Consider the following 12,997-nt stretch of genomic DNA (forward strand, 5'->3'; position numbering starts at 1 on the left):
TTTGAAAGTATTTTTATTAATGATAAACAAATGATGAATGCCGTCTGTTCGCTTTCAGACGGCATTTATTGAATCTCAAATCAAAGGATGATGATGAATAAATTATAGCTAATAAACTTAAATTTTGCCATAATACCCATTATGACTTACTCAACCGACTTCCGCCAATTGGCGCTACAGAAAATTGAACAAGGCCTTTCCGTCCGGCAGGCCGCGCAAGAAATGGGTATCGTTCGGGCAACCTTAAGAGGATGGATAAAGAATCCCATTCCCAAAGGTTACCCCAAGCAGAGAAAGTGCCGAAAGATCAGCCGAGAAGCCTTACTTCAAGATGTGGCCGAGTATCCCGATGCCTACCATGACGAACGGGCACAGCGCTTCGGCTGTTCTGCCGCCGCTATTGGAAAAGCTTTAAAAAAGTGGAACATTAGCCGAAAAAAAGACCCACAGTCATCCGAAAGCCAATAAGGAAATCAGAAAAAGATTTTTGAAACGGCTGCATCGTTTTCGCTTAAAGAAGCACCCTATCGTTTATTTGGATGAGAGTGGCTTTAAAAAGAACGACTGTCGCCTTTACGGCTATGCACAAAGGGGTAGTAGGTGCTACAGCAGCTACGATTGGCAGGGGAGAAATCAAACCAATGCGATTGGTGCTTTACAGGATAATAGGCTGTTTGCCATAGGGCTGTTTGATTTCAGTATCAACCGCAGTATTTTTGACAGTTGGGTTAAACAGATGCTGCTCCCTCAACTCCCTGCACAAAGCATCGTGGTTATGGATAATGCCACTTTCCATAAAGGAGAAGCAGCAGCCTTACTTGAGGAGGCCGGTCATCAGGTTTTATGGTTGCCGCCGTATAGCCCCGACCTCAATCCGATTGAACACTGTTGGGCTTGGGTTAAGGACTTTAGACGAAGGCATCGTATCCAGTGTATTGATGAGTTATTTGCGTAAAGACTGGGTGGCAAAAATTAAGTTTATTGGCTATAGAAACAGAAACCAAACAATGGCTGGGCATGCCCTTGAATTTGGTATGGGGCTATCTTGCCATTGCCCTGTTTATGACCGGCGACGGTTTTGAGTTGGCCTTTTTGTCGAAATACATTACCGACTTAGGCTTTACCGAAGCGCAATCTTCTTCCGCTTTTGCGGTTTATGGTTTCGCTGCCGCGCTGTCGGCTTGGATTTCCGGCGTGTTGGCCGAGATTATTACGCCACGTAAAACCATGATTATCGGTTTTATCATGTGGTGTGTGTTTCACGTGTTGTTTTTGATTTTTGGTTTGGAAGGCAAGAGCTATCCGCTGATTATGCTGTTTTATGGTATTCGTGGCTTTGCTTATCCGCTGTTTTTGTATTCATTCATTGTGATGATTGTGCAAAACGTGAAAAGCACCCAAATCAGCCCGTCTATGGGTTGGTTCTGGACCACTTATTCGGTGGGTATCGGTGTGTTCGGCAGCTTCATTCCGAGCCTGACCATTCCTGCAATGGGTGAAATGGGCACGTTGTGGCTGGCCTTGGTGTTCTGTATTGCTGGTGGTTTGGTGGCGATGGTGATGCTGCGCAATGTGAATTCTGAATCACCGATGCATGATTTACCGATGAAGGAAAAATTTGGTGAATTAAGCCGCGCGGTGACGCTGCTGATTACCAATCGCCAGATTCTGTTTTCAAGCTGGATTCGTATTATTAATACCTTGTCGCTGTTCGGTTTTGCCGTCATCATGCCGATGATGTTTACCAAAGAGCTGGGTTTTACCACTTCGCAATGGCTGCAAATCTGGACGGTCTTCTTCGCCACCACGCTGGTTTCCAATGTGTTTTGGGGCATTGTCGGCGAGAAACTCGGCTGGGTGAAAGTGGTGCGCTGGTTCGGCTGTATCGGTATGGCGGTGTCGTCGCTGGTGTTTTACTATCTGCCGCAGTGGTACAACAAAGTCGCACCGGCGGGCGTAGAAGGCGCATCGACTTCGGAATTTATGATGGCATGGATTCCGGCGATTTTGCTGGGCTGGTTTGTGGCGGCGTTTGTGCCGATGACGGCGGTGTTCACTACACTGGAACCAAAACACCAAGGCGCGGCTATTTCGGTGTATAACTTGTCAGCCGGTTTGTCTAACTTTGTGGCTCCTGCGATTGCGACTTTAGTGTTGCCAATGTTTAGCTTTATCGGCGTGGTTTATGCTTATACTGCTTTGTATATTTTTGCTTTCTTCGTTACCTTCTTGTTGCGTGTGAAGCAACCGGGCTTCGATATTTACGGACGAAAAGAAACAAATGCTTAATTTGTAAACCCGATCAGGCCGTCTGAAAACTTGTTTTTCAGACGGCCTTTTTATATAGATTTCAGGTAAAATACCGCCTTTGCGCTTAGCCATCTTGATATAGAGTTTCCCATGATTGAATTAAAAAACCTGACCTTACAACGCGGCTTGAAAGTGTTGCTGGATAAAGCCAGCGTCACCATAAACCCGAATCAGCGCGTGGGTTTGATTGGTAAAAACGGCACGGGTAAATCGAGCTTGTTTGCGTTAATTAAGGGCGAAATCAGTCAGGATGGCGGCGATATTCTGATTCCGCGCACTTGGAAGCTGGCTGCCGTGGCGCAGGAGACACCGGCGTTGGAAACCTTGGCGTTGGATTATGTGTTGCAGGGCGATACGGAATTGCAAATGTTTCAGACGGCCTTAAGCCAAGCCGAAGCGCAAAACGACGGCATGAAGCAGGCGGAATATCATGCCAAGTTAGACGAAATCGATGCCTACACCGCACCGGCACGCGCGGCCAAATTATTGAGCGGCTTGGGCTTTTCGCAAGAAGAACACGTCAAGCCGGTAAAGGCCTTTTCCGGCGGCTGGCGTATGCGCCTGAATCTGGCGCAAGCCTTGATGCGCCGCGCCGATTTGCTGCTGCTTGACGAACCGACCAACCACTTGGATTTGGAAACCGTGTTATGGCTGGAAAACCATTTGGCCAATTTGGCCTGCACGCAAATCATCATTTCGCATGACCGCGATTTTCTCAACGCCACTACCACGCAAACGATTGAATTATCCAATCAAAAATTAACCCAATACGGCGGCAATTACGATTTCTACCAAAACGAGCGCGCGCAGCGTTTGGCGCAGCAGCAAGCTGCGTATGTGAAGCAGCAAACGCAAATCAAGCATTTGCAGTCGTTTATCGACCGCTTCAAAGCCAAGGCCACCAAAGCCACGCAGGCGCAAAGCCGTATGAAGGCCTTGGCAAAATTGGAGCGCATCGCCCCCGCGCATTTAGACAGTGAATTTTCGTTTGAATTTGAAAGCCCGGCGCATTTGCCTAATCCATTGTTGAAACTGGATAAAGCGGATTTGGGCTATGGCGACAATGTGGTGCTACACGATTTGAGTTTGTCGCTGGAAAGCGGCGCACGCTATGGTTTGCTGGGCGTTAATGGCAGCGGTAAATCGACATTTATCAAGGCATTGGCAGGCGAATTGGATTTGCTTTCCGGCCAGATTGTGCGCTCGGAAAAACTCAATATCGGCTATTTCGCGCAGCATCAGCTCGATACCTTGCGCGACGACCAAAGCCCGATTTGGCATATTCAGCAGCTTTCACCGGAAGTGCGCGAGCAAGAAATCCGCAATTTTTTGGGCGGTTTTAACTTTGTCGGCGACATGGCTTTGCAGAAAATCGAACCGTTTTCCGGCGGTGAGAAAGCGCGTTTGGCTTTGGCCATGATTGTGTGGCAAAAGCCGAATCTGCTGTTGCTCGACGAGCCGACTAACCACTTGGATTTGGACATGCGCCACGCCTTGACCTTGGCTTTACAGAGTTTCCAAGGCGCATTGATTGTGGTGTCGCACGACCGCAGCTTGCTAGAAGCCACGACTGACGGTTTCTTGTTAATTGACAAAGGCCGTCTGAATCCGTTTGACGGCGATTTGAACGATTACCGCCAATGGCGTTTGGCGCAGGAAAATGCCGCTGCCGCACCGGCCGCATCCGCCCAATCGCAAAACCGCAAAGACACCAAACGCATTGAAGCGCAAATCCGTCAGGAGAAAGCCAAACGCGGCAAACCAGTTCAGCAGAAAATCGACAAAGCCGAAAAAGAAATCGCCAAGCTGACCGAGATTCAGACGGCCTGTGAAGCATTTTTGGCACAAGAAGCCGCGTATTCTGATGAAAACAAAGCTAAATTACAGGAAACGCTCACGCAATTGGCTGAAACTAAAGTAAAATTAAACGAATTGGAAGAAAATTGGCTGCTGTGGCAGGAAGAGTTGGAAGAGATTTTGGCTCAGATTGATGCCGAGTTTGCCTGAATATTTCCATTTTAATAATAAAAGGGGCTGTACTAGATAACTAGGGAAATCTAATTTCAGGTTAGAATAATCCCTATGAGAAGAAGTCGTTTAAGTCAGTACAAGCAAAACAAACTGATTGAACTGTTTATTGCAGGTGTTACCGCACGCACAGCAGCGCAATTAGTCGGCGTTAATAAAAACACTGCTGCCTATTATTTTCATTGTTTACGCTTACTGATTTTCCATAACAGCCCGCATCTGGAAATGTTTGATGGCGAAGTAGAGGTTGATGAAAGCTATTTTGGCGGACGGCGCAAAGGCAAACGCGGTCGCGGGGCAGCCGGCAAAGTGGCTGTATTCGGGCTTCTGAAGCGCAACGGCAAGGTTTACACCGTTGCTGTGCCCAATACGCAAACTGCCACTTTATTACCGATAATACGTGAGCAGGTAAAGCCTGACAGTATTGTTTATACTGATTGTTACAAAAGCTATGATGTACTTGATGCGAGTGAGTTTAGCCACTTTCGCATCAATCACAGCACACATTTTGCTGAACGACAAAATCATATTAACGGAATTGAGAACTTTTGGAATCAGGCAAAACGCCACTTACGGAAGTTTAACGGCATTCCCAAAGAGCATTTTGAACTGTATTTGAAGGAATGTGAATGGCGTTTTAACCACAGTGAAATAAAAGTTCAAATTTTCATTTTAAAACAATTAGTAAAGCAGAATTCATTCTAGTTATCTAGTACAGCCCCTATATTAAAATAAAGAAAATGACCGCCACGCACAAAAACCTGTGGATAACCACAAATTTTTTGCCCGTTTTAGCGGTCTTTTCATCATCTTTTTTCTGTAATTTTTCTCTTGTCTTTAAAAATCAAAGTTAGCTAAAAAGATAAAGAAAACAATCACTCACTAGATGTGAAGTAATCTTGATGACTGGTAATAGGTTTTTGAGTTGGTTTTGTCTCTACTGGCGACTTTGGTAAACCAAATAACTTACGGTCTCTGTTCTCTATTAAATATTTATCTAACCAAGCAAGAATGTTTTGATTGTACTGTTCATCATTTTTCATTCTCTGTAACAACATAGCACCCAGTAAAATTTTTCTCCTAGTCTCATCTTTACGTTCTTTCTCTTTGGCTTTTTTCTTTTCACGATTTTCAGCCAATTTCTTTTGTGCTTTAAGCTGTTTTAGCTTAGTTTCAAAGTCTGCTATTTTGTCATCAATGGATTTAGCCATAGTTTTAACCCTTTTATCAGAAATGAAATATCGCCCCTTAGCGTAAATGTATCAAGAAGTAGCGGACGAACCGCAACGGCTAGTATCGCCTATCGTGCAGGGGAAAAAATCCACGACCAAAGAACAGGACTAACCCACGACTACACTAAAAGGGCAAGACATCAAAAGATAGCCCATACCCAAATTATCAGCAATCTAGGGACTAAGATTGACCGTAGCGAGTTATGGAACTTGGCAGAAATGCGAGAGAACCGCAAGGACGCTAGAACCGCCAAAGAATTTGTCATCGCATTGCCCCACGAGTTAGACAAGCAAGAACGGCAGGAGTTGGCGATAGCGTTCGCCCAGCACTTAGTAAACCGTTATGATTGTGTGGCAGATGTTGCCATACATGCCCCAAGCCGAGCAGGGGACGAGCGGAACTATCACGCCCATATCATGCTAACCACACGCAAGGCGGAGCTAGACCAACAAAACAACCTAGTTTTAACCGACAAAATAGACCTTGAATTATCCAACGCCAAGCGAAAAAAGCTAGGGTTAGAGCCAACAAGCAAGGAAATACTAGCCATTCGCCAAGATTGGGAACGCATAGCAAACGCCCATTTAGAGCGAGCAGGGATAGCCGAGCGGATAGACCACCGCAGTTATGAAGAGATTGGCAACGGCAAACAGGCACAAATCCACGCCCCCCCCCCAAGTAACCGCCATGAGACGAAAGGGGATAGAAACCGAGATTAGCCGAGCTAATGACGAACGCAGGGCATACAACGCCCAAATAGACCACCAAAACGCACAGGACCGCACCATAGAGCCACGACAATGGGCGGAAAGTGATTTACTAGCCAAAGCACAGGCAAGCCTACAAAATCGCTTACAGGAGCGTTTAGAGCGACAAGAACAGGCACGATTAGCAGAACAGCAAGCCAAAGAACAAGAGCGACAGAAAGAAAAACAACAAAACAAGCAAGATTGGGGATTTAGCCGATGAGTAACCAAGAAAACACCGAACTCATTGAAGTGGTTTTAGGGCTGTTAGAGAAATCTAAACAGCAAGATGAAAGTATCCAAAAAGCGATTAAGGCACTAGAAAGCGAAAAAACCGCTCTAAAATCGCTTCAGAGCGATTTAATGGGTGGGGTGGTAGGTATGGTAGGGGAAAGTGTTCAAAGGGGCTTAGAAACGCCCCTAAGTCGCTTAAATGTGCATTCTGATAACTTGCGTAAAGTGGTAGGGGATATTTTTAATGCCAAAAAGCAACTAGATTGGCGTAACAACCTTTGGTATTTTGGCGGTTTTACGGTGTTTATGGCGTGTTGCTTTGGGTTTATGCTGTGGTTTGTGCCAAGTTTGGACGAGATAGGAGCGAGACGAGCCGAATTAGACCACTTAGTCGCCAAAATTGAGAAAGCTCAAAACTTACAACGCCTACAAACCAGTAATTGCGACAAGCGGTTATGTGTGAAAATCATTGAAAGTAAATGTAATTATGGCAGTAAGGGTGATAGGTATTGTGTGGCGGATTTGAAGTAACAATTAGCGATTACTCAAAATTTTAAACAGGTTGTTGTGATTGTCTATGGCAACTATTTTTACGCTATCGTCTGTGATTTGATACGCAAGGAGTAAATCAGGATTTAGGTGGCACTCACGGTAAATTTTAAGATTGCCCTTGAGTGCGTGGTCATCGTACTTTTCGGGTACAGGCATTGTTTTTGTTCTCTATTATAATATAATATTAGGAGAAGCATCATATATTTTGGAGGTATTTTTTATGAAGCATACCACTTCTTTGTTTTCAATCATATTACTAACAAGCTCTTTAGGTTTTATTAATATGGCATTTGCCCAAACCGACATTAAGCCTTTTATTGGAAAAGTGGCGTATAATTGCCAACAAGGAAAAAAAGTCACTGTTCGTTATAGCTTTAATAAATATGGTTTACCTACATCAGCGTCTACTTATATAAATGGTAAAAAAATTATTATGGAGAGAAACCAAGACTCTTCAGACAATGTGGAGACCTATTTTGGCTTAGTTGGTAAATATAATATGATGACCAACTATATGGATAGCACAAATTATCGCAGCTTAAGTGGTATCAATATTTTATCACCATCAAGCGAAATTTTATTTAAAGGTTGTAACCCCAGATAATAATTGACTTCCTCCCCTCCCTAAAGTGAGGAAGTCAATTATTATCTTAATTATATTTTAGGGTTAATTATGCGTTATTTATACTTAATAGCGGTCTCTTTAATAAGTGGTTTATTACTGGCATCTTGCACCAATACCGCTTACAAGAAAGCTTATATAGCAAATAAACCTTTAGATTTGTTATCTTTTACCGCTTTTGGTAATAAAAATCAAAGTTGGCGTGCAGTAGTTAAAGGTAATAAGCTAAGTATAGATGCTGATTTTTTTAGTCTAGAAGTTCTAGTAGTTGTTTCTAGCTCTATGCTAAATCAGGGTATAAATTATTCAGGTACACTCAATGGACAATCTATTTTACTAAACATAGAAAAGAAAACTTGCATTGAGGATGATGGGCATGAAAATGAATTTACTGCAAAATTGAGTTACTCAGGGAAAATTTATAGTGGCTGTGCTGTTTCTGGTGCAATAGATGTTGCACCGACCTAAGTTTATTGCTTTGATACCCTCCCCTTGCTAAAGTAATGAGAGGGCATTAAGTAAATAGTATGAGTATTTTAGTTTGTGATTTGAATATTTATTCTATATTTATCAACAATCTTCTTACGAGATTGCGCTCTTGGTAAAACAACACGCACCTCATATTTTCCTGTTTTTGGTAAAGTATAATTCTCATTTGGCAAAAAATCATCATAACCATATAGTACAACATCTGAATGTTGTGAGTTAAGGCTAATATTTAATTTTTGTCCTTCTTGGGCATAAAAAATATATTTATCATAATTATACCCTTTTATGCTACCAGAATATGAAGCGGAATAACTCCCATTTTCAAATCTAACTGTTTTTGTTTTTGCAAAGGCAGGGGACGTCAGCAAAGATATTGACAAAAAGAGTGCCAAAATTGAAGAAAAATTTTTCATTACTTACTCCAAATAAAAGTTGAATTTTTGAAATGAGTTGAATATAGCACTCATTCCTATTAACTCTACAGCTAACCATATTATAGTTAATTTGCATTGCAAATTCAATAATTAGCATTCCAAAATCTTAAAAAACCAGCTCATAAACATCACATCTTTATGGGCCGTACCGTTTTCTCTCGCCCTTTTGTAAAAATCACCAAACACACCGCCCACCTTTTCCCCTACTTCATTCAAAACTCGTTCTTGCTCATCGTGGGGCAAGCTCTCAAATTTGGCAATCATCGCTTTTTTGCGTTGTTCGGCTTTCTCCGCCTTTTCTTGCTCAGCTCTTGCTTTGGCTTGCATTTCAGCCTGTTTTATGGCTAATCGTGTTTTGTATTCTCGCTCTTTGCGTTGTTGTTCAGCTAACACATCAAGCCCCCACTTTTCAGCAATCGCTTTTTTGGTAATGTTCTCTCGCCAATATTCGCCCACTGTTTCGCCTTTGGTTTCCAATCGCTCAATATGTTCATCAATGCATTGCTGTATCGTTTGGCGTTCAAGGTCGGTAAAGCCGTCAAAAATATCAACGGTTGTTGGGTCTCTTTCGGTTTTATTGGGTAGGGCTTTTGGTTGTTTCACCTTGTCTTTGTAGCTAAATCTAAACCCTGTAATTTTGCGTCCGTCTTTGATTTGCTCATAACTGGTGGTAATGTCGGTAAATTCATTGATTTGTTGAATAGCAGTATCTAAAACACGGCTTTTAAAATTATCCATTCTAGGATATTCATTTTCGGCAATCCCCAGTCTAAACCGCAATTCTTCCAATTCAATCACTGGAACGGTCTTTGTTTTTCGCCACTGCATAAGCATTTCATAGACCCTAATGGCGTAAATACTGGTTAAATTAGCCAATTTGTACAGGTTCAAATAGGTGTACTGCTCTTTAAGATTGCCCACCATAGACAACACATCATCAGACAAAAAGAATGTGATATAAGCTTGGCTATCAAGATAGCCAATCTTAGTAACCCACCGTGATTTTATGCGTTCATAAAGCATTAAATTCTTGTCCACCAGTTCATCATAGGTAAAGTAGCGGTCAAATAGCCGTTCAGATGCTTCTCTCAGAGCTTGATAGGCTGTGGTTCTGTCCACCCCGTACAATTCCATATAATCCCTTGCCCGAATGGTAAAACGGACATTACGGAAAAATTCAGGATTGACATCACACTCCGCCAAAGTAGAAAAAGCCATATGCAAAATGCGATACTCGGCGACCGTTAGGAAATAGTGAGCTTCATTGAGTGAGTTACTTTTTTTAACTAAATCATTTTTCATAAGACGAGAGATACCTTGTAATAAGACGACATCGTCCGACAATGTAGGTTTTACTTCATTATAACATAATGTAGGGATATTGCAAGGTATCCGTAGGGAAATAAGCTCTGAAACCTAGTAATATCAAGGCTTACAGCGTGCTTAAAATTATTTAAAATATATTAAGGGGCTGTACTAGATAACTAGGGAAATCTAATTTCAGGTTAGAATAATCCCTATGAGAAGAAGTCGTTTAAGTCAGTACAAGCAAAACAAACTGATTGAACTGTTTATTGCGGGTGTTACTGCCCGTACCGCAGCTCAATTAGTCGGCGTTAATAAAAACACAGCAGCCTATTACTTTCATCGTTTACGCTTACTGATTTTCCATAACAGCCCGCATCTGGAAATGTTTGATGGTGAAGTAGAGGTTGATGAAAGCTATTTTGGCGGACAGCGCAAAGGCAAACGTGGTCGCGGTGCGGCTGGCAAAGTCGCTGTATTCGGGCTTCTGAAGCGCAACGGCAAGGTTTACACCGTTGCGGTGCCCAATACACAAACTGCCACTTTATTGCCGATAATACGTGAGCAAGTAAAGCCTGACAGTATTGTTTACACTGATTGTTACAAAAGCTATGACGTACTTGATGTGAGTGAGTTTAGCCACTTTCGCATCAATCACAGCACACACTTTGCTGATCGACAAAATCATATTAACGGAATTGAGAACTTTTGGAATCAGGCAAAACGCCACTTACGTAAGTTTAACGGCATTCCCAAAGAACATTTTGAGCTGTATTTGAAGGAATGTGAATGGCGTTTTAACCACAGTGAAATAAAAGTTCAAATTTCTATTTTAAAACAATTAGTAAAGCAGAATTTATTCTAGTTATCTAGTACAGCTCCTAATAAAAAGGCCGTCTGAAAAATTATAGCAAGATTATGATTTTAAAGAAATCGTTGAACTGATTGCGTAAGCGGCCAAATACACATTGTCCCACTCACTTTACTATTATCATCATGCCGTCTGAAACGTAGGTGTGGTGTGTCAGAATGGACATGAAATACTTTGTTTTAAATACCTTTGCCGTTGTTATTGCATTTTCGAGCGTCGCAGCAGAAGCCGGCAAAATCTATACCTGCAAAATCAACGGTACAATCGTCTATACATCACGTCCATCGGGTGGCTGCCATGCGCCTGATTTGCCGCCCATTGGCCGATACAGTAGTGCGCGCTACGATGCGCCTGAAGAGGTGGCTGCGCCTAAACCACAGCCCAAAGCGGCTAAAGCGGCTACGCACACCAAGCGCAGTTCAAATAAAACAGTGAGAGCTAAAGCCAAAGCACCGGTGGCACCGATTCGTCCGACCACGCCATCTGTTGCCGCACCTGCGCCCAAACCAGCTGCCAGCAACAGCCGCCGCGCCATTTTGGAAACCGAATTGAGCAACGAGCGCAAAGCCTTATCTGAAGCGCAAAAATCGTTGGCACAAGCGCGTGCGGTAAAAGGTGGCACCATTGACCGCCAGCAAATCAAAAATCTGGAAGGTTCGGTACTCGACCGCCAGCAAAATATTCAAGCCCTGCAACGCGAATTGGGGCGTATGTAACTAGGATATAAAAAAGACCAAGACCTTTGCAAAATCCCTATCTTTGGCACATTTCTTCGTTGTGCGCTGCTCGAAAGCTTGTCTATCTAAGTGATATGCCTGCGCTTTCTGCGCTGCTACAACTTTGAACTGTATTCAAATCTAGGGTTTTACAAAGGTCTCAGGCCGTCTGAAAAATATTTTTTCAGACGGCCTTTTGTATTACAAAGCGCCAATTTCTCGCGCATAATCGTCTAGCAGCGCAAAAAAGCGGTCGATTTCATCGGTATGGGTGTAATGCAGACAGCCGATGCGCAAGAAGCCGTGTTCGACCAAATCCAAATGTCGCACCACATTCAGCGCGTAGAAATTGCCTGCACCAAGTGCAATATTTTTTTCGCCAAACCAGCGGCTGACCGCAGTGGCATCGCAGAGTTGGCCGTCTTTGACTAAATTGAAAGCAAAGGTCGGCGTGCGGTCGTTTTCGCTGTTTTTGCCATAAAGGCGGATATAGGGGCGTTGGGCGATATGCGCCAACACGCGCGCGCTGATGCTTTGTTCATAGGCTTCGACTTGGCGGTAGCTTTCGGCTAAGGCTTCGCGGCGGCCGTTTGAAACTTTGCCGCCCAAGTTTGCCCAATAATCAATCATGGCCACAAAACCGGCTTGCGCTTCAAATGACTGCGTGCCTTGCTCCCAACGGTTGGGCGCGATGTCGGCGGCGGGCTCGACTTTGTACGGTTTCAAATTACTTAAATGCGCTTTTGGGGCGTACATCATGCCTAAGTGCGGGCCGCCGAGTTTGTAGGCAGAAGCAAAGAAAAAATCGCAATCTAGGGCTTTCACATCGGGCAAACGATGCACCGCCGCATGTACGCCGTCCACGCTGACCCATACGCCTTTTTGTTTGGCCGTCTGAATCAGTTTGGCGGCATCGGGAATGGTGCCCAGCACATTGGATGCGAGTGAAAATGCCAGCAAGCGGGTTTTGTCATCAATCAAATTGGCCAGTTTGTCGGCATCCAAATCGGTGCCATCTGCCGTGAGCGGCAGGGTGCGGACTTCTACGCCGCGATCTTCGGCGGCGCGCTGCCATGATGAAACGTGGGAAAAATGGTCAAGGCTGCTGACGATGATGTTGTCACCGGCCTGCCAAGTTTGCGCCACCGCACGGCTGATGTTGAACATCAAACTGGTAGAGTTTAAGCCGAACACAATTTCATCGGCATTGCAGCCCAGCCAATCGGCGGCGGCGGTACGAGCGGCTTGATTTACGGCTTGGGTTTTCAAACCGGCATCGGCGTAGCCGCCCAGATTGCTGTTGTAGCGGCCGAGATAATCGGTGATGGCGAGCAATACTTGCGTCGGTACTTGGCTACCGCCGGGGCCGTCGAGCAGCAGCGGCATCTGGCCTTTGTCATCGGCTTGAGAAAGGGCGGGAAAGTGGCTTCTGATGGTATCAATAGGGTAGTTCATAT

At 44.1% G+C, this 12,997-nt stretch carries 16 protein-coding genes; 11 read left to right on the forward strand and 5 right to left on the reverse strand.

The window, feature by feature from the left end; all coding sequences use genetic code 11:
* Positions 1 to 141: 141 nt before the first annotated feature.
* From ACM67B_RS05105 to ACM67B_RS05125, 5 genes are all read left to right on the forward strand, one after another.
* Positions 142 to 468 carry an IS630 transposase-related protein gene (locus ACM67B_RS05105; RefSeq protein ID WP_416189783.1) on the forward strand — a complete coding sequence of 109 codons (327 nt, stop codon included), beginning with the start codon at positions 142 to 144 and terminating at the stop codon, positions 466 to 468.
* A 19-nt stretch (positions 469 to 487) separates the two neighbouring features.
* Positions 488 to 955, forward strand: coding sequence for an IS630 family transposase (locus tag ACM67B_RS05110; protein WP_416189782.1), 468 nt, complete (start codon positions 488 to 490; stop codon positions 953 to 955).
* A gap of 26 nt (positions 956 to 981) precedes the next feature.
* Positions 982 to 2,289 carry an MFS transporter gene (locus ACM67B_RS05115; protein ID WP_416190423.1) on the forward strand — a complete coding sequence of 436 codons (1,308 nt, stop codon included), beginning with the start codon at positions 982 to 984 and terminating at the stop codon, positions 2,287 to 2,289.
* A 111-nt stretch (positions 2,290 to 2,400) separates the two neighbouring features.
* A complete protein-coding gene (locus tag ACM67B_RS05120; RefSeq protein ID WP_416190424.1) occupies positions 2,401 to 4,317 on the forward strand; it encodes an ATP-binding cassette domain-containing protein in 1,917 nt (638 codons plus the stop codon).
* 75 nt (positions 4,318 to 4,392) lie between these two features.
* On the forward strand, positions 4,393 to 5,043 hold the full coding sequence (locus ACM67B_RS05125; protein WP_416190425.1) for an IS1595 family transposase: 651 nt from the start codon (positions 4,393 to 4,395) through the stop codon (positions 5,041 to 5,043).
* A gap of 170 nt (positions 5,044 to 5,213) precedes the next feature.
* Here the strand turns inward: ACM67B_RS05125 and ACM67B_RS05130 are convergent, their stop codons facing one another.
* On the reverse strand, positions 5,214 to 5,549 hold the full coding sequence (locus ACM67B_RS05130) for a mobilization protein (RefSeq protein ID WP_416190426.1): 336 nt from the start codon (positions 5,547 to 5,549) through the stop codon (positions 5,214 to 5,216).
* Between the two features lie 108 nt (positions 5,550 to 5,657).
* Between ACM67B_RS05130 and ACM67B_RS05135 the strand changes: the two genes are divergently transcribed.
* Both ACM67B_RS05135 and ACM67B_RS05140 read left to right on the forward strand, forming a co-directional pair.
* The gene (locus ACM67B_RS05135) at positions 5,658 to 6,290 is read left to right on the forward strand and encodes a MobA/MobL family protein (protein WP_416190522.1); all 633 of its coding nucleotides are present in this window, start codon (positions 5,658 to 5,660) and stop codon (positions 6,288 to 6,290) included.
* Between the two features lie 246 nt (positions 6,291 to 6,536).
* Positions 6,537 to 7,082, forward strand: a complete 546-nt coding sequence (locus tag ACM67B_RS05140; protein WP_416190427.1) for a hypothetical protein — start codon at positions 6,537 to 6,539, stop codon at positions 7,080 to 7,082.
* A 3-nt stretch (positions 7,083 to 7,085) separates the two neighbouring features.
* On the opposite strand, the gene ACM67B_RS05145 is transcribed toward ACM67B_RS05140, so the two are convergent.
* A complete protein-coding gene (locus ACM67B_RS05145; protein ID WP_416190428.1) occupies positions 7,086 to 7,259 on the reverse strand; it encodes a type II toxin-antitoxin system mRNA interferase toxin, RelE/StbE family in 174 nt (57 codons plus the stop codon).
* Positions 7,260 to 7,323: 64 nt separating this feature from the next.
* Between ACM67B_RS05145 and ACM67B_RS05150 the strand changes: the two genes are divergently transcribed.
* Both ACM67B_RS05150 and ACM67B_RS05155 read left to right on the forward strand, forming a co-directional pair.
* Positions 7,324 to 7,707, forward strand: coding sequence for an adhesin (locus ACM67B_RS05150; RefSeq protein WP_416190429.1), 384 nt, complete (start codon positions 7,324 to 7,326; stop codon positions 7,705 to 7,707).
* A gap of 69 nt (positions 7,708 to 7,776) precedes the next feature.
* Positions 7,777 to 8,193, forward strand: a complete 417-nt coding sequence (locus ACM67B_RS05155) for a hypothetical protein (RefSeq protein ID WP_416190430.1) — start codon at positions 7,777 to 7,779, stop codon at positions 8,191 to 8,193.
* Between the two features lie 68 nt (positions 8,194 to 8,261).
* Here the strand turns inward: ACM67B_RS05155 and ACM67B_RS05160 are convergent, their stop codons facing one another.
* Both ACM67B_RS05160 and repM read right to left on the reverse strand, forming a co-directional pair.
* Complete coding sequence (locus ACM67B_RS05160; RefSeq protein ID WP_416190431.1) at positions 8,262 to 8,627, reverse strand: hypothetical protein; 366 nt, start codon at positions 8,625 to 8,627, stop codon at positions 8,262 to 8,264.
* 111 nt (positions 8,628 to 8,738) lie between these two features.
* Entirely contained in the window at positions 8,739 to 9,950 is a 1,212-nt protein-coding gene (gene repM, locus ACM67B_RS05165; protein WP_416190432.1) for a replication initiation protein RepM, read from the reverse strand.
* Positions 9,951 to 10,167: 217 nt separating this feature from the next.
* Here repM and ACM67B_RS05170 point away from each other — a divergent pair, with 217 nt between their 5' ends.
* Positions 10,168 to 10,818 carry an IS1595 family transposase gene (locus ACM67B_RS05170; RefSeq protein WP_416190433.1) on the forward strand — a complete coding sequence of 217 codons (651 nt, stop codon included), beginning with the start codon at positions 10,168 to 10,170 and terminating at the stop codon, positions 10,816 to 10,818.
* 170 nt (positions 10,819 to 10,988) lie between these two features.
* On the forward strand, positions 10,989 to 11,540 hold the full coding sequence (locus ACM67B_RS05175) for a hypothetical protein (protein ID WP_416190434.1): 552 nt from the start codon (positions 10,989 to 10,991) through the stop codon (positions 11,538 to 11,540).
* Positions 11,541 to 11,741: 201 nt separating this feature from the next.
* Here the strand turns inward: ACM67B_RS05175 and ACM67B_RS05180 are convergent, their stop codons facing one another.
* Positions 11,742 to 12,995, reverse strand: a complete 1,254-nt coding sequence (locus ACM67B_RS05180) for a cysteine desulfurase-like protein (protein ID WP_416190435.1) — start codon at positions 12,993 to 12,995, stop codon at positions 11,742 to 11,744.
* Positions 12,996 to 12,997: the final 2 nt, after the last annotated feature.

Source organism: Neisseria sp. CCUG17229 (assembly GCF_047839235.1).
In the GTDB taxonomy this organism is placed as follows: Bacteria; Pseudomonadota; Gammaproteobacteria; order Burkholderiales; family Neisseriaceae; genus Neisseria; species Neisseria brasiliensis.